Here is a 24,296-nt window from a genome sequence, read left to right on the forward strand (position 1 = left end):
ACATGAAGCAGCGCGGCTTCACCCTCGTCGAAGTCCTCGTCGCCCTGGTCGTCATGGCGACCATGGCGGCCATGGCCTGGCGCGGCATCGACGCCCTGGTGCGCAGCCGCGAGATCGCCCAGGCCCACCTGGCCCAGACTGCGCGGTTGCAGACCGTCATGGCGCAGTGGGAGGTGGACCTGCGCGCGCTGCAGGACAGCCACAGCCCCGTGCAGCCGCTGGCTTTCGACGGCGGCAATCTCGTGCTGACCCGCCAGGCCACGACCGGCCTGCAGGTCGTCGTGTGGAGCCTGCGCGAGGGCAGCCTGTGGCGCTGGGAGAGCCCGGCCCAGCGCACCGTGCAGGACCTCGCAGACCAGCGCCAACGTGGCCTGCAGCAGCTCGCCCAGCGCAACCCCGCGCTGCGCGCCTTCGACGGCGTGGCCGGCTGGCAGTTCTACTGCTACTGGGGCAATGCCTGGAGCAATTGCTTGTCCACCGGCGACCAGGGCCCGCAGAAGAAGAGCAACCCCACGCCCGGCGGCCTGCGCATCGCGATGCAGTTCGCCGAAGGCAGCGGCCTGACCGGTACGCTGACGCGCGAGCTGGAGGTCACCGTCCGATGAAGGTCACCAGCCAACGCGGCGCTGCGCTGTTGACCGCGATGATCATCGTCACGCTGATCGCCAGCCTCGCCGCCGGCATGGTGTGGCAGCAGTACCGCGCCGTGCAGATCGAGGCCGCCGACCGCGCCCGCGCGCAAAGTGCCTGGATCCTGCAGGGCGCGCTGGACTGGGCGCGCTTGATCCTGCTGGAAGACGTCAAGGCCGACCGCAGCAAGCCCCCCGCCAGGGACCACCTCGGCGAACCATGGGCCGTGCCGCTGGCCGAGGCGCGGCTGTCCACCTTCCTCGCCGCCGACAAAAGCGCCGCCAGCGACGACGACGGCCCCGAGGCCTTCCTGTCCGGCAGCATCGAGGACGCCCAGAGCCGCTACAACCTGCGCGCGCTGCTGGGCGGCGCCAAGGTGCCCGAGCTGGAGCAGCGCGTGCTGGAGCGGCTGTGCAGCCAGGTCAACGCACCGCCGGGCACGGCTGGCGTCATCATCGCGGGGCTGCGCGAGGCTTTCCCAACCCCGCCCAGCGGTGCCAGCGCCCCGCCCAACGAAAGCGGCCCGCTGCAGCCCGCCGGCCTCGACCAGCTCTCCTGGCTGGGCCTGGACACCGACACGATCAAGCGCCTGCAGCCCTACGTCGTGCTGTTGCCCAAGACCACACCGGTCAACCTGAACACCGCGCCGCGCGAGGTCATCGCGGCGCTGTTCGACGGCGTCGACCTGGCCACGGCCGAGCGCCTCGTGCAGGGACGCAAGGCCAAGCCGCTGCAGGACGTGGCGGCCGACGCCGCGGCCTACCTGCCCGCCGCCGCGGCCGCCCAGGCCACGGCCACGCGCGCGGCGGTGACCTCGTCCTTCTTCGTTGTCACCGGCCGGCTGCGCCTGGATGAACGCCAGCTCGAACAGCGCTCGCTGATCGAGCGACAGAACATGACCATGGTGGTGCTGGCCCGCGAGCGCATCAGTCAGCTGCTGGATCGGTGATGCCACGAACTCGAACCCGGCTACAGATCCTCACCCCGCGGCCCGGCCCGGCGCCGGGAACGTCATCACCCCCTCCTAGAATGCGCCGCGCTTCAATCTGCCCATGAGCACCCTGCTGCTGTTCCTGCCCCCGCGGACGCGCCTGCGCGCGCCGGGCCGCGCCGTGCCCGATCTGCCGCTGCGCGAGTACGACTACGTGCTGACACCCGACGGCCGCCAGATCGGCGCGGAAGGCCGCGCCGCGCCGGCCGCGCTGCCGGCCGCCGACAGCGTCATCGCCGTCGTCGCCGAGTCCGACGTCAGCTGGCGCCGCGTCGAGCTGCCGCGTGCCGGCCGCCAGATGCGCGCCGCGCTGGCCGGCAAGCTGGAAGAGGTCCTGCTCGACGAGCCCGACGCGCTGCACTTCGCGCTGGAGCCCGACGCCCTCGGCGGCGACAGCGCCTGGGTGGCCGTCACCTCCCGCCCCTGGCTGGCCGAGCACCTCGCTCAGCTCGAAGCCGCCCAGGTCTTCATCGACCGCGTCGCGCCGCTGTCCTGGCCGGACGAACTGGCGCGCGGCCATTTCTTCGAAGCCAACGGCGACAGGAACGACGGCAGCAGCGTCGCGCTGCGCTGGAGCCACACCGACGGCGTGGCCACGCTGTCACTGGAAGGAAGCCTGGCGCGCCAGTTCTTTCCGCCCGGCCTCGTGCATGCCGCGCAGTGGACGGCCACGCCGCCGGTGGCCACGGCCGCCGAGCGCTGGCTGGGCACCACCGTCACCGTGCAAACGCCGGCCCAGCGCGCCCTGGCCGTCATCGACAACGCCTGGGACCTGCGCCAGTTCGAACTCGCACCGCGCGCCCGCGGTGTGCGCGCGCTGCGCCTCGTCACGCGCGAGCTGATGCGCAAGCCCTGGCGCCCGGTGCGCTGGGGCCTGGCCGGCCTGGCCGTCGTCCAGCTGCTCGGCCTGAACCTCTGGGCCTGGCACCAGCACCGCGAGCTCGCCGCACGCCGCGAGGCCGTCACGACGACGCTGACCGCGGCCTTTCCGCAGGTGCGCGCCATCCTCGACGCGCCGGTGCAGATGCAAAAGCAGCTCGACCTGCTGCGCGTCAGCGCCGGCAGCATCGGCGAGCAGGACCTCGAAGCCCTGCTCGGCGCCGCGGCGACCGCCTGGCCGGGCGACCGCCCGCCCACCGAGGCCCTGGCCTTCGAGCCCGGCCGCCTGACCCTCTCGGCCCAGGGCTGGAGCCCGGCCCAGATCGACAACTTCCGCACCCAGTTGCGCAGCGAAGGCTGGCAGCTGGACGCCAGCGAAGGCAAGCTGACCCTCAGCCGTGCCACCACCCAGGGACGCAGCTGATGGCCCGCCCGAACAACAACGACCAGAGCCTGGCCACCCAGGCCCGGCAGCTCAAGGCCCAGGCCCTGGCGCAGTGGCAGGCCATGGGCGAGCGCGAACGCCTGGCGCTGGGCAGCGTTGGCGTGCTGCTGGGCCTGCTGCTGGCCTGGAGCGTGCTGCTCGCGCCGGCCCTGCGCACGCTGAAGACCGCGCCCGCCGAACTCGAAAGGCTGGACCTGCAGCTGCAGCAGATGCAGGCCCAGGCCCAGGAGGCCAGGACGCTGCGCGCCGCGCCCGCCGTGCCGCCGGCCCAGGCCCAGGCGGCGCTGACGGCCTCGGTCGAACACCTGGGCCCGGCCGCACGGTTGAACCTGGCCGGTGACCGTGCCGTCGTCACGCTCAACAGCGTGGCGCCCGAGGTGCTGCAGGGCTGGCTGGGCGAGGTGCGCTCTGCCGCGCGTGCACGCCCGGTCGAAGCCCAGCTGACCCGCGGCCCCAAGGGCTACGCCGGCACCCTCGTGCTCAGCCTGGGGAACAACTGATGGCCTGGTTCAAGAAGAGCGCACAGGCGAGTGACTCCGTGCTGGGAGGCGCCAACGCCAGCGGCCGCGCGGTACGCCACCGCACGCCCAGGCGGTGGAGCATCGCCGGTGCCCTGATCGGCGTCATCGGCGCGCTGATCGTCTTCGCGCCGGCGAGCTGGCTGGCCCGCGCGCTGGCCTCGGCCACCGGCGAGCACCTGCTCATCGTCGATACGCGCGGCAGCGTCTGGAACGGCTCGGGCGTGCTGGTGCTGACCGGCGGCGCCGGCAGCCGCGACGCCTCGGCCCTGCCCGGCCGGCTGCACTGGAATATGGCGCTCAAGGGCCTCGGCCTGCAGCTCGCCGCGCGCCAGGACTGCTGCATCAACGGCGAGCTGCTGCTGGGCATCAAGCCCGGCCTGGGCCGCATGGAGGTCAGCGTCGACACCAAGGCCGACTGGCTGGCCCGCGTGCCGGCCGGCCTGCTCGCCGGCCTGGGCACGCCCTGGAACACGCTGCAGCCCGGCGGCTCGCTGCGGCTGTCTGCGCGCGAGCTGCGGCTGGAATCGGTGCAGGGCCGCTGGCGCCAGTTCGGCGAGCTGCAGCTGGACCTGCTCAACCTGTCCTCGCGCGTGTCCACCGTCGCGCCGCTGGGCAGCTACCGGTTCACGGTGACGGCCGACGCCGCCAACCCCGGCGTCAGCACGCTGCGCCTTTCCACGCTGGAAGGCGCGCTGCAGCTCTCGGGCGTGGGCGTGCTCAACAGCGGCGGCAAGAGCCGCTTCACCGGCGAGGCCGGCGCCGCGCCGGGCCGCGAGGAAGCGCTGAACAATCTGCTGAACATCATCGGGCGCCGCCAAGGGGCACGCTCCGTCCTGACGATCGGATGATCATGAATCCCCAACGCACCGCCACCGCTGTCGCCGCCCTGCTGCTGGCGACCAGCAGCGCGCTCGCCCAGCCCGACAGCGCCACCGCGCAGCGCGGCCGGCCGGCCGGCCCGGCCGTCAAGGCCAGCTCGCCCGTCACGCTGAACTTCGTCAACGCCGACATCGAGGCCGTGACCCGCGCCATCGGCGTGATGCTGAACCGCCAGATCATCATCGACCCCCGCGTGAAGGGCACGATCACGGTCTACAGCGAGCAGCCGGTGTCGGTGGCCGAGGCCTACCGCAACTACCTCGCGGCGCTGCGCGGCCTGGGCTTCACGGTGGTGGAGGCGGCCGGCTTCCTGAAGGTGCTGCCCGAGCCCGACGCCAAGCTGCAGGCCGGCTCGGTGGCGGTGGAGACCAGCAACACCCGCGGCGACCAGATCCTCACGCAGATCTTCCGCGTGCAGCACGAGAACGCGAACAACCTCGTCGCCGTGCTGCGCCCGCTGATCAGCCCCAACAACACCATCAACGCCAACCCGGGCAACAACAGCCTCGTCATCACCGACTACGCGGACAACCTGAACCGCATCGCCAAGATCATCGCGGCCATGGACACGCCGGGCAGCAGCGACATCGAGATCGTGCCGCTCAAGCACGCCGTCGCCGCCGACCTCGCGCCGCTGGTGCAGCGCCTGGCCGATGGCGGCACCGCCGTCGGTGCCGCCGTGCCGGGGCAGGGCAGCAGCGCCGTCAACGTGCTGGTGGACCCGAGGGCCAACGGCCTCATCCTGCGTGCCAGCAACCCGGCCCGCCTGGCGGCGGTGCGGGCCATGGTCGACAAGCTGGACCAGCCCAGTGTCGACGGGGGCAACAACATCCGCGTCGTCTACCTGAAGAACGCCGACGCCACCAAGCTCGCCACCGTGCTGCGCGCGGCCTTCGGCGCAGCCGCGTCGGGCGGCAGCGGCGGCAACGCGTCCGGCAGCACGGGCAGCCTCACCGGCAGCAATACGCTGGGCAACACGGGCCAGTCGCTGACGGGCGCGACGGCCACCAACGCCGGCAACACCGGCGGCATGAATTCGGCCGCGGCCACCTCGCCGCTGAGCCAGTCGGCAGCGCCCTCCACCGGCGGCTTCGTGCAGGCCGACCCATCCACCAACTCCCTCATCATCACGGCGGCCGAGCCGCTGTACCGCCAGGTGCGCGCCGTCATCGAGCAGCTCGACGCGCGCCGCGCCCAGGTCTACGTCGAGTCGCTGATCGTCAAGATCGACAACACCAAGGCCGCGCAGTTCGGCGTGCAGTGGCAGAACCTGTTCGGCAGCAAGGGCGACAGCAGCATCACCGGCGCCGGCACCAACTTCGGCACGGGCTTGGCCAACATCATCAACGCCACCGGCGCCGTGGCCAACGGCACCTCGGGCGTGACCACCGCGCTGGCCAGCGGCTCCGCACCCTCGGGCCTGAACATCGGCCTGCTGAAGAAGTTCGGCAGCGTCTACACGCTGGGCGCCGTGGCCAACTTCTTCGAGAGCCAGAGCGGCGCCAACGTGCTGTCCACGCCCAACCTGGTGTCGCTGGACAACGAGGAGGCCCGCATCGTCATCGGCCAGAACGTGCCCTTCGTGACCGGCTCCTACGCCGGCGCCACCACCACCGGCGGCACGGTCAACCCCTTCACCACGGTCGATCGCAAGGACGTGGGCCTGACGCTCAAGGTCAAGAGCCAGATCGGTGAGGGCGGCACAGTGCGCATGGTGGTCTACCAGGAGAACTCCTCCGTCGTGCCCGGCAGCAACGGAACCACCGGGCCGACGCTGGACAAGAGCGCCATCGAGACCAGCGTCGTCGTCGATGACGGCGACGTCATCGTGCTGGGCGGCCTGCTGAAGGACGAATACACCGACGGCGACGACGGCGTGCCGGGCCTGTCCAAGATCCCCCTGATCGGCAACCTCTTCAGCAGCAAGAACCGCAAGCGCGTGAAGACCAACCTGATGGTCTTCCTGCGCCCGGTGGTGATGCGCTCGGCCGACAGCGCCAACCAGCTGACGCTGGACCGCTACCAGAGCATCCGCGCCGTGCAAGAGGGCGCCCAACCGCAGAAGAGCCTCATCCTGCCCGACACCGGCGCCCCGGTGCTGCCGGACGCCAAGGCCGCATCGCCCACCAAGGCCCTGCCGCAGTAACCCCAAGTCCATGGCCGCGACCCGCCACCCCCTGCCCTATGCCTTCGCCAAGGCCAACACCGTGCTGCTGGAGGACGACGGCAGCCTGCTGACGTTGTGGGCGCCGCCCGAGGTGGGCTGGGCGACGCTGTCCGAAGTGCAGCGACAGTATGCGGTGGACCGCCTGGAGTCCGAGGCCGCCGCGTCGCTGGCCGAGCGCATCAACGCGGCCTACGCTGGCAGCGAGAGCAGCGCGGCCGTGGTGGTGGGCGAAGTCGAGAGCGCGGTGGACCTCTCCCGCATGATGCAAGACCTGCCCGCCGTGGAAGACCTGCTCGAAGCCGCCAACGACGCGCCCATCATCCGCATGCTCAACGCGCTGCTCACGCAGGCGGCCAAGGACGGCGCGAGCGACATCCACATCGAGCCCTACGAGCGCAGCAGCTCGGTGCGCTTCCGCGTGGACGGTACGCTGCGCGAGGTGGTGCAGCCGAACCGGGCATTGCACGCGGCGCTGATTTCCCGGCTCAAGATCATGGCCGAGCTCGACATCGCCGAGAAGCGCCTGCCGCAGGACGGCCGCATCTCGCTGCGCATCGGCGGCCGCGCCATCGACGTGCGCGTGTCCACACTGCCTTCGGCCCACGGCGAGCGCGCGGTGCTGCGACTCTTGGACAAGAGCGAATCCAAGTTCACGCTGGAAGGCCTGGGCATGGACGGCGCGGTACTGAGCGCCTTCAAGAAGCTGGTGCAGCAGCCGCACGGCATCGTGCTCGTCACCGGCCCGACCGGCTCGGGCAAGACGACCTCGCTCTACGCCTCGCTGCAGACCGTGGACACCAGCACGACCAACGTGCTGACGGTGGAAGACCCTATCGAGTACGAGCTGCCCGGCATCGGCCAGACGCAGGTGAACGGCAAGATCGACCTGACCTTCGCCAAGGCCCTGCGCGCCATCCTGCGCCAGGACCCGGACGTCATCATGATCGGCGAAATCCGCGACTACGAGACCGCGCAGATCGCCATCCAGGCCTCGCTCACCGGCCACCTGGTGCTGGCCACCCTGCACACCAACGACGCGCCCAGCGCCGTCACGCGCCTGACCGACATGGGCGTGGAGCCCTTCCTGCTCAGTAGCTCCCTGCTCGGGGTGCTGGCCCAGCGCCTGGTGCGGCGCCTCTGCCCTGTCTGCAAGAAGCAGGACGAGGCCGGCCACTGGCACCCGGTCGGCTGCGAGGCCTGCGGCCACACCGGCTACAAGGGCCGCACCGGCGTCTACGAGCTGATGGTGGCGGACGACGCCGTGCGCAGTCTCATCCACAACCGCGCCGCCGAGAGCGAGCTGCTGGCCGCCGCCCAGGCCGCCGGCCTGCGCTCGATGCGCGAAGACGGCGAGCGGCTGATTGCGGCCGGCGTGACCTCGCTCGAAGAAGTCCTGCGCGTCACGCGGGACTGATCCACCGTGCCGGCCTACAAGTACGAAGCCCTCACCGACGCCGGCCGCCAGAGTGGCGGCCTGATCGAGGCCGACAACCCGCGCTCCGCCCGTGCCGCCGTGCGCGCTCTGGGCCTCACGCCGCTGTCCATCGAGACCGTGCAGCAGCACGGCGCGCAGGAAGGCAGCCGCTTCACGCGCCGCGTCTTCAGCCCGACGGCCCTGGCCGTGTGGACGCGCCAGCTGGCCGGCCTCGTCGGCTCCAGCCTGCCCATCGAGCGGGCCCTCACGGCCCTCGCCGATGAGAGCGAAGACAGCCGCCAGCGCGAGCTCATCAGCCAGCTCAAGGCCGAGGTCAATGCCGGCTCGGCCTTCGCCCGCGCCCTGGCCGCCGCGCCGCGCGAGTTCGACGAGGTCTATCGCGGCGTCGTGGCCGCCGGCGAGCAGAGCGGCGCGCTGGGCCAGGTGCTGGAGAAGCTCGCCGACGACCTCGAAGAGCGCCAGGACCTCAAGGCCAAGCTCGTCGGCGCGATGGCCTACCCGGCCATCGTGTCCTTGATCTCGGTGCTGATCGTCATCTTCCTCGTCACCTATGTCGTGCCGCAGATCGCGACCGTGTTCACCAGTTCCAAGCGCACGCTGCCTGCGCTGACCATCGCGATGCTGGCCTTCAGCGACTTCGTGCGCGCCTGGGGCTGGGCCATGCTGGCGGCGCTGATCGCCGGCGGCGTGGCGCTGCGCTACGCGCTCAAGGCGCCCGCCTTCCGGCTGCGCTTCGACGCCGCCATCCTCGGCCTGCCGCTGCTCGGCCGGCTCGCCCGCGGCTACAACGCGGCGCGCTTCGCCGGCACCCTGGCCATGCTGGCCGGCGCCGGCGTGCCCATCCTGAAAGCGCTGCAGGCCGCGGCAGAGACCCTCTCCAACCGCGCCATGCAGGCCGACGCGCTGGACGCCCTCGTCATGGTGCGCGAGGGCGCGCCGCTGGGCTCGGCCCTGGCCGGCAAGAAGCGCTTCCCCGGCATCCTGGCCATGTTCGCCCGCCTGGGCGAGCAGACCGGCGAACTGCCCGACATGCTGGGCCGCGCCGCCCGCCAGCTCAGCGTGGAGGTGCAGCGCCGCTCGATGGCCGCGGCCACGCTGCTGGAGCCGCTGCTCATCGTCGCGATGGGTGCCGTCGTGCTGCTGATCGTACTGGCCGTGCTGCTGCCCATCATTCAATTGAACACCTGGGTCAAGTGAGGCGCCCCGCCGCCAGCTCGCTGGGGGTGCTGGCCATCAGCGCCACCGTCGTCGCCTGGATGGGCTGGCGCTGGTGGCCGCACTGGGGCCTGGCATTTGCTGTGGAGGACGCGCCGCTGGGCTGGTGGCAGGCCTCGCTGCTGATGGCCAACGCCACCGCGGCGGGTGCGCTGGCCTGCGTGCATGCCGCCGTAGGCAGCCGGCGCAGTGCCGTGCGCGGCTGGGCGCTGCTGGCGATTGCCATCGTGGCCGCCGCGCTGGACGAGCGCTTCATGGCCCACGAGGCCGTGCAGGACTGGCTGCAGTTCGACCTCGGCTGGCCACACCGCTGGGCCCAGGGCGTCATCCTCGTCTACGCCATCGGCGGCCTGGTGCTGCTGCGCGTCGTCTGGATCGAAAGCGGCCGCACGCTGCGGCGCTGGACCGTCGCGGCGCTGCTGGCCGGCGCCGCCGCCATCGCGCTGGACCTGGCCTTCGACACCGTCGCGATGCAGATCGTCGAGGAGTGGCTGGAAGCCCTGGCCGAGACGCTGCTGCTGGCCGGCCTGTTCAGCGAACTGGGCAGCGCGGCGACCCTGAGGCGCTGAGCGGCGGCGGCGTGTCCCAGGCCTCGCGCGGCTGGGCGATGACGACCTCCGTCCAGGCCCGCAGCCCCCAGGCCTCGCCACGCTTGACCATCGGCTGCATGCCGGCGCCGTCGGGCTCGGCCTCCAGGTCGGCCGAGTGGAACTCGTAGCGGCTGGCGCGCAGGCGCAGCGGCGGCAGGCCGGGCGCTGCGGGCAGGGCCAGGCGCAGCTCGCCGCGCTGCGCCTCCATCTCACCCGGCCTGGCCGCAAGCCGCTGCACGCTGGCGCCCGCCGCCCAGGCCGGTTCCGCCAGCGCCAGCAAGGCCCACACGGCCGGCTCGGCCGTGCCGGGCCAGCGCAGCTCGATCCAGCTTTCACAGCCGGCCCCCACGCCGCCCCAGTGCAGGCGGTGCAGCCGCGCCTCGCTGATGCCACCGGGGCTGACGAGCCACACCCGTGGCGCGCCGGCGGGCGTGTCGAACGCGGCGCGCACGACAACCTCCGCGTATTCCTCCGGCGCTGGCGCCTCGCGCATGCGCAGCTGCACGCCCCAGCCCAGCGTCTTGGCGACGACCATCCATTGGGCCGCCAGGCCGTCGTCCAGCCCCAACCGCGCGACCGTCTCGCCGCCCTCGCGGCGGTAGCTCGCCACGCCGTCCTTCACCGCCGGGCCGGCCACCACGAAGGCCGTGGGCGTGGCCGGCTTCAGCTCGGCCACCGACTGCCAGCGCGGCTCGCGCGCAGCGGCCTTCGGGTCAGCCGGCCAGCCCTGGGCGGCGACCCAGGCGGCCAGCGGCGCGCGGGCCCAGTCCGGCAGCGCCACCGGCTGCTGGGAGGCGGGCAGGAAGGCGTCATGGTTGCCGGCCCGCGCCGGCGACCCATGGAACTCGGGCCACCAGGGCCAGACCTGTCGCAGCCCCACCAAGCTCAGCGCCCCCACGCCCGGCGGGTTCTGGCTGCCATGGTTTCTCAGGGTCGACACGAAGTCGGCCTGGGCCTCGGCCAGCGTCGCCGCAGGTGCGGACGCGGTCAGCACGCCGCCCAGCAGCAAGGTCAGCAGCCGCCTCATGTGCAGGTCACCAGGTTGTAGCGCGACAGCACGCGCCACCAGCCCTGCTCGTTGGCTTCGAGCTGGTAGAGGTTCTGGGCATACCAGCCCGCGGCCTGGCGCATGCCATCCGGCCGCCAGGCCTGGGCCAGCGCCCGCGCCGGATCCAGCCAGGGCGCCTGGCCGACCTCCTGGTCCTCGCTGACGACGGTGCGCAGGTCGACCACGCTGTCGCCGTCCAGGTCGATACCGGCATCCACGCGATGCGTCAGCGTGCCCATGAAGCCGGGGCCGCTCAGCCGCGTCTCGCGCTGCGGCAGCACGCGGGCACGTGCGGGATCCACGGCGGCCGTCGTCGCGAACACGGCGAGGATGGGCGACCGCGCGGGCTGGGCCAGCACGATCTCGGCCTGGCTGCTGAAGTCCTCCGGCTTGTCGCTCGCGCCACAGGCGTCGCTGCCATAGCTGGCGTTGCGCAGCACGCCGGGCAGCAGCCCCTTCTCGGTGGCGATCCAGACCGGCAGGCGCAGCGTCAGCGCGAGTTGGTCCACGCGCCCCCGCCCATTGGTCAGCGAGCCGCTGAGGTCGGCACGCTCGCCGTCGCGCCAGCTCGCCTTCACCGCCAGGCCGCGCGCCTTGGCGATCTCGTACAGGTCGGCCAGGGCCGCGGCACTGCGCGCGTCGTAGCGGACGCTGTAGACCACGCCCTCGGGGTCGCGGGTGCGCAGACGGCTCACCAGGGGCCCGCCGGCAAAACCCGCCACCAGCATGTCGGGCTTGAAGAAGGACGCGCCCGGTGCCCGGCCGCCCCAGCGGCCCAGGCCCATGGCCGTCATGCGCGCGGGGTCCAGCCTGAACTCCTTGCTGCTGCGCGCGGCGATTTGCACGTTGATGGCGGTGCTGGGCGGATGGGCCAGCACCTCGGCGGGGGCCTTGCCGAAGTCGCGGCTCAGCGCCGCGCGCATGCTGCGCGACTGCTCGAACTCGGCCGCGACGAGCTTGCGCATGGCCGGCGCCTCGGGGTCGCCTTGCCCATCGCCGCGGATCTTCAGCTGCTCCAGCAGGCCGGCGTGGTCGCCCCAGGCATGCAGCGACGGCGTCAGCGCGAAATGCCTGCGCAAAGCCGCAAGCTGGGCCGTGGCCGTCGCCAAGCCGGGCTTGGCCACCAGCGTGGCGCGCGCGAGGTCGGCCTCGGCCTGGGCCAGTGCGGGCGATGGCTCGGCCGCCGCCTGGCCGGCAGCCATGGCCAGGCCGATCGCGCCGCAAAACTGTCCGATCTTCATGATCCTCCCCGAGTGGACAGGCGGCATTGTGAAGGCCGTGCGCCGCGCCAGCTGTCTATCATCGACCGCCATGCCTGCCACGCTCTCCGGTCAGCTCGTCGTCGCCATCTCCTCGCGCGCCCTCTTCGATTTCGAGGCCGAGAACCAGGTCTTCGAAGCCGGCGACGACCATGCCTACATGGCCCTGCAGCAGCAGCGGCTGGACGAGCCGGCGCCGCCCGGCGTGGCCTTCTCGCTGGTGGAGAAGCTGCTGGCCTTCAACGCGGGCGGTGCGCCCCAGGTGGAGGTGGTGGTGCTGTCGCGCAACGACCCCATCTCGGGCATGCGCGTGTTCCGCTCGGCCCGGCATTACGGTCTGCCCATCGAGCGCGGCGTGTTCACGCGTGGCGCGTCGCCGTGGCGTTATCTGCGGCCGCTGTCGGCCCAGCTCTTTCTCTCCACCAACGAGGCCGACGTGCGCCAGGCGCTGCAGGCCGGCGTGGCCGCCGCCCGCGTGATGCCTGAGGCGGCACGCGCGTCGGCCGCCCACCCGAAGGAGCTGCGCATCGCCTTCGACGGCGACGCCGTGCTGTTCTCGGACGAGGCCGAGCAGGTCTTCCAGCGCGACGGCCTGGCGGCCTTCCAGGCTCACGAGACCTCGCGCGCCCACCTGCCGCTGCCGGCCGGCCCGTTCAAGCCGGTGCTGGAGGCCTTGCACCGGCTGCAGCAGGCGCCGGGCGGCGGCATGAGGGTGCGCACGGCCCTCGTCACGGCGCGCAGCGCGCCGGCCCACGAGCGCGCCATCCGCACGCTGATGGACTGGCAGATCGAGGTCGACGAGGCCATGTTCCTCGGCGGCCTGGCCAAGGGCGAGTTTCTGCGCGAGTTCGAGCCCGACTTCTTCTTCGACGACCAGGCCGGCCACATCGCCAGCGCCGCGGCCCATGTGCCGGCGGGGCATGTGGCGATGGGCGTCGCGGCGGACTGAAATAAAAAACGGCCCGCAAGGGGCCGTTGATCGGTTGCAGCCGGCGGATCAGCCGCGGCGGCGGCGGGCGATGAAGCCGACGGCGCCCAGGCCGGCCAGGAGCATGGCATAGGTGCCGGGTTCCGGCACGGCGGCGGTGACGCTAAGGCTGAGGTTGTCGATGGCCAGGCCATGGTCGTTGCCGGCGTCATTGACATCGTTCCAGCGGATCCACAGCGTATCGCCGGCGGCCCAGGTCGTGTTGACCGTGCCACCCAGGCCGGCGCTCAGGCCGGCGCCGTTGCCGTTCACAGCCGCAGCCGTTGCGGTGTTGACCAGCGAATTCACTTCGAAGGCCGCGGGCGCCGAAACCCAGACTGCAGTGGCGAAGCTGCTGCCGAAACCGTATTGCACGGTGAGCTTCTGCGCGGTGACATTGCCGCCGTTGCGCCATTGTTCGCCGTCATAGCGCAGCGTGAAGCTGTCCAGGTTACTGCCGCTGGTGTTGGTGAGGGACAAGACCAGGGTGGGATTCGCCACGGTGCCGCTGGCGGCGGTGCCCAGCGCCCGCTCGGCGGTCGTGCCGAAACTGTAGACGGCGCCGGCGTTGTCGGTGCCGGTGCTGGCGCGGTAGGTGGTGAGGGCAGTCGCGCCGTTGAACAGGCTCCAGCCCGCGAGCGTCGAGTCGTTGATCCAGGCGTTGGCGGTGCCTGTGGCCGACAAGCTGTCAAAGCTTTGGCTGTACGTGAACGCCGCGCTTGAAACCGAAATAGCGGCCTGGGCAGACATGGCGGCCGCGAGAGCGGCCGAGGCGACGAGAAGCTTGGAAGACATGTGCAATTTCTCCGGGCGGATGACAAGACCGGCGCGACTCTACTAACCCGTCAAAAACGGTCAATGACAGTGACCCGCTATTTCACCCGCCCCCCCGCGATCCCGGGGGAGGGTTTGTCACATCAGGGCAGCAGCTGCACCGCCATGCTGCGCTCCACGCACCACAGCAGCGCCAGCACCGCAATGGCGCCCGAGCCGCCCGGCACGATCCAGCGCCGATAGGCCGGCTGCCGGCGCAGGAGCAGGGCCAGCGGCAGCAGCAGCGCGACGACGGCGAGCTGCCCCAGCTCCACGCCGACGTTGAAGCCCAGCAGCGGCAGCACGAGTTCCCGCCCGCGCAGGCCCAGGTCCTTCAGCGGCCCGGCAAAGCCGATGCCGTGCACGAGGCCGAACAGGCCCACCATCAACCAGCGCGGCCCGGGCACGAAGGGGCGCAGGTTGTCGAGCGCAGCGAGCAGCACGGTCAGCGCGATCAGCGACTCGACCGCAGCGGTCGGCGGATCGATGGCGCCGCTGGCGGCCAGGCCGAGGGTGACCGAGTGGGCCAGCGTGAAGGCCGTGACGAGCTTGAGCGTCTCGGCCAAGGCGCTGCGGGCGCTGTCGCGCGGCGCCCAGCCGCCGCCGTCATGCAGCCAGACAGCCACTAGCAGCAGCGTGACGAGGAAGAGCACATGGTCCAGCCCGCCGGCGATGTGGGCAATGCCTTGGGCGACGAAGCCTGCCAGCCCCCGGCTCTCGGTGCTCAGGCGTTGCGGGCCAGCGCCGGGCACCAGCACCAGGGGGGCGCCCGCCGCGCCGACGAGACGCGCCAGGCCGCGGTGCGCGGCATCGGTGCGCGCGAACAGGCGGTAGTCGATGGCCAGCTCGTGTACGGTGGCCGGGCAGCGCCAGTGGCTGACGAGGACGGCGTGCATGCCGTCACTGTGTTCTTCGAGCTGGGCCGGGGCACGGTCCTGCGGGGTGCAGGCGGCGCCGTCGGCGGTGAAGCGCAGGCCCTCGGCGGCCAGGGCCTCGATGGCCGGCCAGCGCGCGCGCACCTCGCCCCAGCTGAGCTGGCCGTCGCCGTCGGTGTCCAGCGCGAGGTCGCGGTCAAGGTCGCGCAGAGCGATGTCCAGGCGCTGCTCCACGGCCGCGCCGCCCTCCCCGTCAACGCGGTAGCTGACGTAGGCCTCGCTGGCCTGGTGGGCCTGGGCGGCCCCGCCGAGCAGCAGCGCCAGCCACAGCAAGCAACGGATCAAGGCAGGAAGCTCCGGTCGTGAACGGCGAGGCGAGCATCCTGCCAGCCTTTGCCGCGCAGCTCGCGGGCCAGGGCCGCACGCGTGGCGTCTCCGTCGCGGCCGGCGGCCTGGGCGGCACGCAGCAGCAGCAGGGCATCGGCGGGCTCGCGCTGCAGGGCCCAGTTCAGCCGCGCCAGGCGCAGGGCCTCGCGCGGCTGTGCCTCCACGTCGAGGGCGAAGCGGGCCTGTTCGCGCGCATGCTTGCCCGGCTCGCGGCGGTCTGCGGCCGCGAGGCGCTCGCGCAGGCGGGCCGTGGCGGCCGAAGCATCTCGTCCCAGTTGGCGCAGCGCGATGACCTGGCGGAGCAGCAATGCATCGGCCTCGGCGTCGGCGCTGCCTTCGACCACAGCGAGGGCCTCGGCCGCGCGCTGGCGGGCCAGCAGCCAGTCGGCCAGCGCGGCGCGGGTGTAGACCTCGTCCTCGCCGGCCAGGGCCGTGCGGTAGAGGGCCGGCGCCGCGGCTTCGTCACCCAGGCGCTCGGCCAGCTCGGCGCGCATCAGCGCCAGCCACGGCGCGATGGTGCGGCCAGGACTCAGCTGGGCCAGCGTGCGCGCCGCGGCCCGGCCCTCGCCGGACAGGCCGGCCAGCTCGGCCAGGCAGGCCGCGGCGGGCAGCGCTGCCAGCGGCCGCAGCTGCTCACACAGTGCGCGGGCCTCGGGAAGCTCGGCGCGCAGCTGGTGCAGGGCGGCGGCGTCGAGCAGCGCCTGGGCGCGGTGTTCGGGCGCGAGGTCGCCACGCATCAGCAGGCCTTGCAGCTGGGCCAGGGCCACGTCGAAGGCGTGCCGCGCCTGCAGCACGCGGGCGCGCAGTAGCACGACTTCGGCCGGCGCATCGACCCGGGTCCACCATGGTGCCAGCGCGGCCTGCGCGGCGCCGAGCTCGCGCGGGTCGCCATGCACGCGGGCGCGTTGCAGCGCCGCGCGGGCGGCGGCCGTCGCGAGCGGCAGCTGGGTCGGGTCGCGCGCCAGGGCTGCACGGCGGGCGCGCTCGGCGGCATCGACGCGGTAAGGCAGCCGCTGCACGATCTCGGCATCGTCCTTCGGCACGAAGGGCTCGGCCGTGACGGCCAGCGGCAGCGCCAGCAGCAACGCGATGAGTCGCTTCACAGGCTTTGCGGCTCTTCGGTCTCGCTGGCCGCGACGTCCACGGACGGCAACGTCAACGCCTCGCCCGTCTCGTCGTCGCCCTTCTGCACCTTGAGGTAGCCCACCAGCGCGCTGGATGAGCCCACGGCGCCGTCGGGCAAGGCGGTGATGACGACTGGCGGCGGCGGGGGCGGCGGCGAGTCGATGACGATGGCGTCGTCCCCGCCGCCGCAGGCGGCCAGCACGAGGGCGGCGCCGGTGGCGGCCGCGGCGGTCTTGCGGGTCAGCATGGCGGCCTCCTTCACTTGGTGCCCGGGATGGGCGTGTTGAGGTAGGGGAAGGCCGGCAGCAGCGGCACGACGGCCTGGTCCACCGCGTCGTGCAGCTTGAAGGCGGTGGCGCCCAGCGGCACGGCGGCGGGCTTGCAGGCGGCGCCGAAGCCGAGCTTGTCGGTGTCGCCGTTGGCCACGCACAGGCCGCCCATCACGGCCACCAGCGAGATGTCGACCACGTCGTCCTTGGGCCGGCGGCCGTTGGGGAAGCCGGCGTTGTCGCTGCCGCCGGCCAGGATGTTGCCGACGATGCCCAGCCGGTTCTGCTGCGCGAAGGGCACGGGCTGGATGGCGGTGTTCAGGCGCAGCATTTCCGAGGCCGTGACCGCTGCCGGCTGGTTGACGCCCTTGATGCCGGTCAGGAAGGTGGTGACCAGGTCCATGCGCGGGAAGTTGGTGGGTGCCGTGTTGGGCAGGGCCAGCGCGATCTCCAGCAGCGCCGGCAGCGTCGGGTTGGTGACGTAGTCGGCGAACTGGGCGTCGTCCTTGGGTTTGGACGCGTTGAACCTGTCCTTGTCCTTGAGGCCGATGACGACCTCGTTGACGAGCGGCATGCCCAGCCGCGAGACCTGCACCCAGGCGCCGCCGGCCTTCTCGCTGGCCTGGTGGCCGCTGGCGGGCTTGGGGTCGAGCAGGCGGCCCTGGCGCAGGCTGGCCGTCGTCCAGCCGCCGATGACGTCGTCGTTGGCGGACTTCAGGCAGTCCTTGTGGATCTCCAGCGCCAGCGTGGTGACGTTCTTGTCGCCGATGGTGTTGGGCGCGGCATTGATCAGCGCGGGGTCGGTGATGACGGAGACCGGCGCGTTGACGAGGTCGAAGATGGTGCCGAGGTTGACGGCGAAGGGGTCCTGGCGCTGGCCGACGAAGACCCGGGCCGGCGTCGCGCAGCCCGGGATGGCGACGGGGTAGACATGCTTGGCAGCGTAGCCGGCGTAGTCGGCGATGGTCTTCTTGCCGATGTTGTCGACCGGCTTGTCGAAGCTGGTGGCACCGGTCGTCGCGTGGGTCACGGCCTGGGCCGTGCCGCTGCGGCGGTCGCCGCGCACGACGGTGAGCGTGTAGCTCTCGTTGAGCTGCAGGTTGGCGTCCCTCACGTTGGCCACCGCGCCGGCCTGGATCAGCGGGATGTTGACCGACTTGCCGCCGACCGTCAGCGCCACGCCCTTCCCGTCTCCTGCCAGCTTGTTCTTGAAGCGGAACTGGAAGCTGATGTCTTCCTTGGCGTCGCCGTTGTTGTCGATGTGGATCTCGTACAGCGCGTTCGGGTCCATCGAGAAGTAGTTGGGGCCGCCGTAGCCGTCCTGCAGGGGCTGGTAGTTGGCGATCAGCGTGACCATGCCGTCGCGGCCGGCCTCGTAGCTGCGGAACATGTAGAAGTCCGTCGCGTCGACCTTGGGCACGGTCGTGATGAAGGGCGCTTCGCGGTGGCTGGAGGCCTGGGCCGCAACGGCCAGGCAGAGCAGCGCGGCGCCCAGGGCGCTGCGGGTGAGTCGAGCTTGCATGGAGGCATCCTGAGTGGCGATGCCGGCTTGGCATCTGCGCGGTGTTACGTCGCCAGCCCACCCCTCGGATTCACCCGATGTGACGAATCTCCCCTCGCCCCCCTAGCAACACAATGCCGGCTCTTCGAGGAGATCAATCCCATGTCCCGCTTTCGTTTCGCCGCGCTCGCGGCCGCCCTCTGCGCCACGAGCGCGGGGGCCGGCACCAGCGGCTTCTACCGCCAGCCCGCACTGCATGGCGAACAGGTCTATCTGGTGGCCGAGGGCGACCTGTGGCGCGTCGGCAGCCAGGGCGGCGAAGCCCAGCGCATCACGACGCACGCCGGCCAGGAGAGCCAGCCCGCCGTGTCGCCCGATGGCCGGTGGCTGGCCTTCACCGGCCAGTACGACGGCGGCACCGAGATCTACCTGATGCCCGTGGCCGGCGGACCGCCGAAGCGCCTGACCTGGGAGGGCGGCGGCATGCGTGTGTGGGGCTTCACGGCCGCGGGGGAAGTGCTCTACACGGGGCTCGACGCCCGCCCCGGCAGCCAGCTCTTCGCCATCGACGTGAAGACCGGCCGGCGTCGCCAGCTGCCCGTGGGCCAGGCCAGCGACGCCGCGCTGAGCGCGGACGGCCGCACGCTCTACTTCACGCGCAGCGGCCTGCGCGGCGACAACGCGCGCCAGTACCGCGGCGGCGCCATCGCGCGGCTGTGGGCGCTGGATCTGACGGACAAGGCCGAGGCCCGGCCACTGATCGCCGAGGGCAACAACGACCGTCGGCCCATGCCCTACCGCGCGGGCGGCACGGAGCGCATCGCCTTCCTGTCGGACCGCGACGGCACGGTGAACCTGTGGTCGGTCAATGCCCAGGGTGGCGACCTGCGCCAGCACACGGCCCACAAGGGCTGGGACATCCGCCACGCGTCCATCGACGGCACGCGCGTCGTCTACGCACTGGGCGCCGACCTCTATCTCGCCGACCTGACGCAAGCCGCCGCGCCGAGGAAACTCGACGTGAGCCTGGGCGGCGACTTCGACCAGCAGCGCGAACGCTGGATCAAGAAGCCGCAGGACTTCCTCACCGACACCGCCTTCGCCCCCAACGGCGAACGCGTGCTGCTGGCCGCGCGCGGCCATCTCGCCACGCAAGGCGTGCAGGCGCTGCGCCGCGCCGAGCTGTCCCAGCCGGCCGACGGCCGCTGCAGAAAGGGCGAGTTCAGCAGCGACAGCAGGAGCGTCTTCGCCGTCTGCGACTTCAGTGGCGAGACAGAGATCTGGCGCTTCGCCGCCAACGGCAGTGGCCAGCCCGAGCGCATCACACGCGGCGCAACCACCCAGCGCCGCGACCTGCTGCCCTCGCCCGACGGGCGCTGGCTGGCCCACACCGACAAGGAGCACCGCATCTGGCTGACCGACCTCAAGGCCGGCACGACGCGCGAGATCGCCCACGGCAGCCTGGGCGAGCCGCCCGAGCTGCAGGGCTGGAGTCCCGATGGCCAGGCCCTGGCCTGGACGCGCTCGCTGCGCCACGCCGACCGCAGCCAGCTTCAGCTCTACGGCACGGCCGACGGCCGCACCCACACACTGACCAGCGACCGCTACGACAGCCCCGCCGCCGCCTTCAGCCCCGACGGGCAGTGGCTCTACTTCGCCTCCAGCCGCAACTTCGCGGCGACCGGTGGCGGCAGTCCCTGGGGCGACCGCAACACCGGCCCCTTCTTCGGCTTCCGCAGCAAGCTCTACGCATTGGCGCTGCAGCCCGACCTGCGATCCCCCTTCGCATCCAGGGACGAGCTGGAGACGGCCGCCGACAAGGCGCCCGGCGAGCGCAAGCCCGATGACAAGGACGCGAAGAAGGCCGACGAGAAGAAGGGCAAGCCAGCCATCGTCTTCGACGGCCTGGCCGCGCGGCTGCACGAGCTGCCGGTACCGGCTGGCAACTACCGTGGCCTGCGCGTGGATGGCAAGCGGCTGTGGTTCCTGGACCGCGACCTGGACGGCAAGAGCCAGCTCAAGTCCATCGCCATCGACAACCAGGGCGGCCCCGCCGAGACGCTGGCGCAGGACGTGCGCAGCTACGAGCTCAGCGCCGACGGCAAGAAGCTGATGCTGGTGCGCAACCAGGCCGGCGCCGCGCCCGAGGTGCTCATCGTCGAGGCCGCGCCCAAGCTGCCGGCCGATCTCGCCAAGCTGCAGGTGCGCTGGGGCGACTGGCAGATCGCCACCCAGCCGCGCGCCGAGTGGAAGCAGATGTTCGCCGACGCCTGGCGCATGCAGCGCGACTATTTCTACGACGCCGCCATGCACGGTGTCGACTGGCCGGCCGTGCGCGCCAAGTACGAGCCGCTGGTGGACCGCGTGACCGACCGTTTCGAGCTGGCGGAGCTGATGGCGCAGATGGCCGGCGAGCTGGGCGCCCTGCACAGCCAGGTCGGCGCGGGCGACACCCGGCCGGCGCCGGACGAGCCGGGCCTCGCCGGCCTGGGCGGCCGCTTCTCACGCGTGCCGGACGGCTGGCGCATCGACGCCATTTACGCCTTCGAGGCCGAGCTGCCCTCCGAAGCGCCGCCGCTGGCGGCGCCGGGCCTGGGCCTGAAGGTGGGCGACGTCGTCACCGCCGTGAACGGCCGCCCGACGGCCGACGCGCCCCACCTGCTGGAGCTGCTGCGCGGCCAGGCCGGCCGCCAGGTGCTGCTGGACCTGAGGCAGGGCGACGGCAAGGCCGTGCAGCGCATCGTCACACCCGTGGCCCAGGCGCGCGAGAACCAGCTGCGCCTCAACGACTGGCGCGTCAGCCGCGCCCGCGCCGTGGAGCAGGCGTCCCAGGGCCGCATCGGCTATGTGCATCTGCGGGCGATGGGGCCGGCCGACATCGCCGACTTCGTGCGCGAGTTCTATGCCGCCGGCGACCGCGACGGCCTCATCGTCGACGTGCGCTACAACAACGGAGGCAGCATCGACAGCTGGATCCTGGAGAAGCTGCTGCGCCGCGCCTGGGCCTTCTGGCAGACCCGCTCGCCGGCGGGCTCGCCGGTCTACGGCAACATGCAGAACGCCTGGCGCGGCCACACCGTGGTGCTGATGAACGAAGACACCTACAGCGACGGCGAGACCTTCGCCGAGGGCTTCAAGCGGCTGAAGATCGGCCCGGTGATCGGCAAGCGCAGCTCGGGCGCGGGCGTGTGGCTGTCGGATCAGAACCGCCTCATCGACAACGGCATCATGCGGGCCGCCGAGAGCGGCCAGATCGACCCCGAGGGCCGCTTCATCATCGAGGGCGTCGGCGTGACGCCGGACGTCGAGGTCGACAACCCGCCGCGCGCCACGGCCCTGGGCCAGGACGCACAGCTGGACGCGGCGATTGCGGAGCTCAAGCGACGCATGGCCGCCGAGCCGGTGCGGGAGGTGAAGCCGGGGCCCTATCTGCGGCCGGTGAAGCCCTGACCCGTCAGCCCAGCAGCACGCGCGCGAACTTGCGCTTGCCCACCTGCAGCACATGCTCGCCGGCGTCGAGCTTCAGGCCCTTGTCCGACAGCACCTCACCCGAACGGCGCACGCCGCCCTGCTCGATCATGCGCAGGCCTTCGCTGGTGGACGCGACAAGGCCGGCGGCCTTCAGCACCTGGGCGATGCCCATCGGCGCGCCGGTCAGCTGCACCTCGGGGATCTCGTCCGGGATGCCGCCCTTGGCGCGGTTGTTGAAGTCGGCCTCGGCCGCGTCCGCCGCCGCTGCTCTGTGAAAGCGCGAGGTGATCTCCTTGGCCAGCATCACCTTGGCGTCCTTGGGGTTGCGCCCGCCCTCGACCTCGGCCTTCAGTGCGGCGATCTCGGCGATGGACTTGAAGGACAGCAGCTCGAACCACTTCCACATCTGCACATCGCTGATGGACAGCACCTTGGCGAACATGGTGTTGGCCGGCTCGGTGATGCCGATGTAGTTGTTCTTGGACTTGGACATCTTCTCGACGCCGTCCAGGCCCTCCAGCAGCGGCATGGTCAGGATGCACTGCGGCTCCTGGCCGTACTCCTGCTGCAGGTGGCGACCCATCAGCAGGTTGAACTTCTGGTCGGTGCCGCCCAGCTCCAGGTCGCTCTTCAGCGCCACCGAGTCATAGCCCTGCATCAGCGGGTAGAGGAACTCGTGCACGGAGATGGGCGTGCCGGCGGCGAAGCGCTTGGTGAAGTCGTCGCGCTCCATCATGCGGGCCACGGTGTAGCGGCTGGCCAGCTGGATCATGCCGGCCGCGCCGAGCGGCTCGCTCCATTCGGAGTTGTAGCGGATCTCGGTACGCGCCGGGTCCAGCACGAGCTTGGCCTGGGCGTAGTAGGTCTCGGCGTTGGCCTGGATCTGCTCTTTGGTCAGGGGCGGGCGGGTGGCGTTGCGGCCCGAGGGGTCGCCGATCAGCGAAGTGAAGTCACCGATCAGGAAGATGACCTGATGGCCCAGATCCTGCAGCTGGCGCATCTTGTTCAGCACGACCGTGTGGCCGACGTGGATGTCGGGCGCCGTCGGATCCAGGCCCAGCTTGATGCGCAGCGGCACGCCGGTGGCGGCCGAGCGGGCCAGCTTCTTCGTCCACTCGGCCTCCGGCAGCAGCTCGTCCACGCCGCGGCGGGTGATGGCCAGGGCCGCCAGGACGGCATCGGTGACGGGGAATTGGGGAGCGTCGGACATGCGCATCGGGCCCGGCAACGAGCCGGGCCAAAGTGTTAAGTTATTGATCCATCGGGGTAAACCGGCATGCCGCGTAGGCTGGAGCCGTTAGAATTCACCCTTCGTATCGGGGGTGTTGCATCAACACAACCAATCAAGGGATTTTAAGGGCCGCCCACGAGCGCGCCCCTCGCGTGGAACCGGCACAGCCGGGATTGCCCCTGCGACAACCCCGGAACCGTTAGCGTGACCGTTTTCCAGCAACGTCTTCAGCAAGTTCAAGCCGGCCTGCGGCGCACCGAAGCCTTTGCCGCCCGCCACCCGCGCGCGCTGACGGCCTCGGTCGTCGGCCTGTTGAGCTGCTTCGCCGTGACGGCCTTCGGCATCGCGCCGCTGGCCCCCGATGCTGCCGAGCTGCCCAAGCGCACGGTGGTCGAGCCGCTGGCCGCGCCCAGCATCGAGGCCCAGCTCGACGAACTCGCCGCCCACAGCATCGGCCTGGCCCGTGCCGAGGCCACGCGCTCCAGCGACACGCCGGACAGCCTGCTCAAGCGCGCCGGCGCCTTCGATCCGGCGGCGGCCGCCTTCCTGCGCACCGACCCGCTGGCCCGCCGCATCTTCCAGGGCCGCGCCGGCAAGATGGTCCACCTGACGGCAGACGCCGCCGGCCAGGTGCAGAAGATCGTCGCGCGCTTCCCGGCCGAGAAGGTCGAGCAGCAGCAGAGCCACTTCACGCGCCTGACCATCGAACGCGACGGCAGCCGCTTCACGGCCCGCACCGAGACCGCGCCGCTGCAGGCCCAGGTGGCCCTGGGCAGCGGCAGCATCCGCACCTCGCTGTTCGCGGCGACGGACGACGCCAACATCCCCGACGCCATCGCCTCGCAGATGGCCGACATGTTCTCCGGCGACATCGACTTCCATCGCGAGCTGCGCAAGGGCGACCGCTTCAGCATCGTCTACGAGACGCTGACGGCCGACGGCGAACCCGTCACCTGGGACGGCGGCGTGGGCCGCCTGCTGGCAGGCGAGTTCACGAACAACGGCCGCACCTACTCCGCGGTCTGGTTCAAGGACAACGCCACCGGCAAAGCCAGCTTCTTCGGCTTCGACGGCACGAGCAAGCGCCGCGCCTTCCTGGCCAGCCCGATGGAGTTCTCGCGCATCACCAGCGGCTTCGCGATGCGCTTCCACCCCATCATGCAGACTTGGCGCCAGCACAACGGCGTGGACTACGGCGCGCCGACCGGCACGGCCGTGCGCTCGGTGGGCGACGGCACGGTCGAGATGGCCGGCTGGCAGAACGGCTTCGGCAACGTCGTCAAGATCCGCCACGGCGGCGACCGCGAGACCGTCTACGCCCATCTGAGCAAGATCGACGTCAAGAAGGGCCAGCGCATTGAGCAGGGCCAGCGCGTCGGCGCCGTCGGCATGACCGGCTGGGCCACCGGCCCGCATCTGCACTTCGAGTTCCACGCCGGCGGCCGGATGATGGACCCGCGCTCCATCGCCCGCGCGTCCGAGGCCGTCACGCTGCCGGGCTACGCGAAGTCGCAGTTCCTGCAGACCGTCGCCAGCGTGAAGACACAGCTGGCCGTGGCCGAGACCATGGACGGCGTTTCCGCCGCCGAATAAGGCCG

The 24,296-nt window shown here is 71.6% G+C and carries 20 protein-coding genes; 12 read left to right on the top strand and 8 right to left on the bottom strand.

Annotation, left to right across the window (positions count from 1 at the left end; genetic code table 11):
• Positions 1 to 2: 2 nt before the first annotated feature.
• The 9 genes from AC07VX_RS00910 to AC07VX_RS00950 all read left to right on the top strand — a co-directional run bounded on the left by AC07VX_RS00910 (position 3) and on the right by AC07VX_RS00950 (position 9,731).
• Complete coding sequence (locus AC07VX_RS00910) at positions 3 to 605, top strand: PulJ/GspJ family protein (RefSeq protein ID WP_493163614.1); 603 nt, start codon at positions 3 to 5, stop codon at positions 603 to 605.
• Positions 602 to 1,579 (top strand): type II secretion system minor pseudopilin GspK, encoded by a 978-nt coding sequence (gene gspK / locus AC07VX_RS00915; RefSeq protein WP_493163613.1) that lies wholly within the window; start codon positions 602 to 604, stop codon positions 1,577 to 1,579. Before AC07VX_RS00910 ends, gspK begins: the two co-directional genes overlap by 4 nt.
• Before the next feature lie 103 nt (positions 1,580 to 1,682).
• Positions 1,683 to 2,924: a type II secretion system protein GspL gene (gspL, locus tag AC07VX_RS00920; RefSeq protein WP_493163612.1), complete on the top strand. Its 1,242-nt coding sequence runs from the start codon at positions 1,683 to 1,685 to the stop codon at positions 2,922 to 2,924.
• Complete coding sequence (locus tag AC07VX_RS00925; RefSeq protein ID WP_493163611.1) at positions 2,924 to 3,445, top strand: type II secretion system protein M; 522 nt, start codon at positions 2,924 to 2,926, stop codon at positions 3,443 to 3,445. Before gspL ends, AC07VX_RS00925 begins: the two co-directional genes overlap by 1 nt.
• Positions 3,445 to 4,314 carry a type II secretion system protein N gene (gspN, locus tag AC07VX_RS00930; protein ID WP_493163610.1) on the top strand — a complete coding sequence of 290 codons (870 nt, stop codon included), beginning with the start codon at positions 3,445 to 3,447 and terminating at the stop codon, positions 4,312 to 4,314. Before AC07VX_RS00925 ends, gspN begins: the two co-directional genes overlap by 1 nt.
• A 2-nt stretch (positions 4,315 to 4,316) precedes the next feature.
• Positions 4,317 to 6,491, top strand: coding sequence for a type II secretion system secretin GspD (gene gspD / locus AC07VX_RS00935; protein ID WP_493163609.1), 2,175 nt, complete (start codon positions 4,317 to 4,319; stop codon positions 6,489 to 6,491).
• Positions 6,492 to 6,501: 10 nt separating this feature from the next.
• The gene (gspE, locus tag AC07VX_RS00940) at positions 6,502 to 7,926 is read left to right on the top strand and encodes a type II secretion system ATPase GspE (RefSeq protein ID WP_493163608.1); all 1,425 of its coding nucleotides are present in this window, start codon (positions 6,502 to 6,504) and stop codon (positions 7,924 to 7,926) included.
• 6 nt (positions 7,927 to 7,932) lie between these two features.
• Positions 7,933 to 9,144: a type II secretion system inner membrane protein GspF gene (gene gspF / locus AC07VX_RS00945; RefSeq protein ID WP_493163607.1), complete on the top strand. Its 1,212-nt coding sequence runs from the start codon at positions 7,933 to 7,935 to the stop codon at positions 9,142 to 9,144.
• Positions 9,141 to 9,731: a DUF8692 domain-containing protein gene (locus tag AC07VX_RS00950; RefSeq protein ID WP_493163606.1), complete on the top strand. Its 591-nt coding sequence runs from the start codon at positions 9,141 to 9,143 to the stop codon at positions 9,729 to 9,731. The genes gspF and AC07VX_RS00950 overlap by 4 nt, the downstream gene beginning before the upstream one ends.
• Here AC07VX_RS00950 and AC07VX_RS00955 read toward each other — a convergent pair.
• On the bottom strand, positions 9,694 to 10,779 hold the full coding sequence (locus AC07VX_RS00955; protein WP_493163605.1) for a serine/threonine-protein kinase: 1,086 nt from the start codon (positions 10,777 to 10,779) through the stop codon (positions 9,694 to 9,696). The genes AC07VX_RS00950 and AC07VX_RS00955 overlap by 38 nt on opposite strands.
• Positions 10,776 to 12,041: a hypothetical protein gene (locus AC07VX_RS00960; protein ID WP_493163604.1), complete on the bottom strand. Its 1,266-nt coding sequence runs from the start codon at positions 12,039 to 12,041 to the stop codon at positions 10,776 to 10,778. Before AC07VX_RS00960 ends, AC07VX_RS00955 begins: the two co-directional genes overlap by 4 nt.
• Positions 12,042 to 12,111: 70 nt before the next feature.
• Here AC07VX_RS00960 and AC07VX_RS00965 point away from each other — a divergent pair, with 70 nt between their 5' ends.
• A complete protein-coding gene (locus tag AC07VX_RS00965; RefSeq protein WP_493163603.1) occupies positions 12,112 to 13,008 on the top strand; it encodes a 5'-nucleotidase in 897 nt (298 codons plus the stop codon).
• Positions 13,009 to 13,056: 48 nt separating this feature from the next.
• Here AC07VX_RS00965 and AC07VX_RS00970 read toward each other — a convergent pair whose 3' ends face one another.
• The 5 genes from AC07VX_RS00970 to AC07VX_RS00990 all read right to left on the bottom strand — a co-directional run bounded on the left by AC07VX_RS00970 (position 13,057) and on the right by AC07VX_RS00990 (position 18,017).
• Positions 13,057 to 13,821, bottom strand: a complete 765-nt coding sequence (locus AC07VX_RS00970) for a PEP-CTERM sorting domain-containing protein (RefSeq protein ID WP_493163602.1) — start codon at positions 13,819 to 13,821, stop codon at positions 13,057 to 13,059.
• A 122-nt stretch (positions 13,822 to 13,943) separates the two neighbouring features.
• A complete protein-coding gene (locus AC07VX_RS00975) occupies positions 13,944 to 15,059 on the bottom strand; it encodes a HupE/UreJ family protein (RefSeq protein WP_493163601.1) in 1,116 nt (371 codons plus the stop codon).
• Positions 15,056 to 16,204, bottom strand: a complete 1,149-nt coding sequence (locus AC07VX_RS00980; protein WP_493163600.1) for a hypothetical protein — start codon at positions 16,202 to 16,204, stop codon at positions 15,056 to 15,058. The genes AC07VX_RS00975 and AC07VX_RS00980 overlap by 4 nt, the downstream gene beginning before the upstream one ends.
• A complete protein-coding gene (locus AC07VX_RS00985) occupies positions 16,201 to 16,473 on the bottom strand; it encodes a hypothetical protein (RefSeq protein ID WP_493163599.1) in 273 nt (90 codons plus the stop codon). The genes AC07VX_RS00980 and AC07VX_RS00985 overlap by 4 nt, the downstream gene beginning before the upstream one ends.
• An 11-nt stretch (positions 16,474 to 16,484) precedes the next feature.
• Positions 16,485 to 18,017, bottom strand: a complete 1,533-nt coding sequence (locus AC07VX_RS00990; protein WP_493163598.1) for a DUF4331 domain-containing protein — start codon at positions 18,015 to 18,017, stop codon at positions 16,485 to 16,487.
• Between the two features lie 141 nt (positions 18,018 to 18,158).
• On the opposite strand from AC07VX_RS00990, the gene AC07VX_RS00995 reads away from it, so the two are divergent.
• Entirely contained in the window at positions 18,159 to 21,446 is a 3,288-nt protein-coding gene (locus AC07VX_RS00995) for a S41 family peptidase (protein WP_493163597.1), read from the top strand.
• Between the two features lie 4 nt (positions 21,447 to 21,450).
• Here AC07VX_RS00995 and tyrS read toward each other — a convergent pair whose 3' ends face one another.
• A complete protein-coding gene (gene tyrS / locus AC07VX_RS01000; RefSeq protein WP_493163596.1) occupies positions 21,451 to 22,677 on the bottom strand; it encodes a tyrosine--tRNA ligase in 1,227 nt (408 codons plus the stop codon).
• 225 nt (positions 22,678 to 22,902) lie between these two features.
• Between tyrS and AC07VX_RS01005 the strand changes: the two genes are divergently transcribed.
• A complete protein-coding gene (locus AC07VX_RS01005) occupies positions 22,903 to 24,291 on the top strand; it encodes a M23 family metallopeptidase (protein ID WP_493163595.1) in 1,389 nt (462 codons plus the stop codon).
• Positions 24,292 to 24,296: the final 5 nt, after the last annotated feature.

Source organism: Roseateles sp. GW821-FHT03B02 (assembly GCF_059421025.1).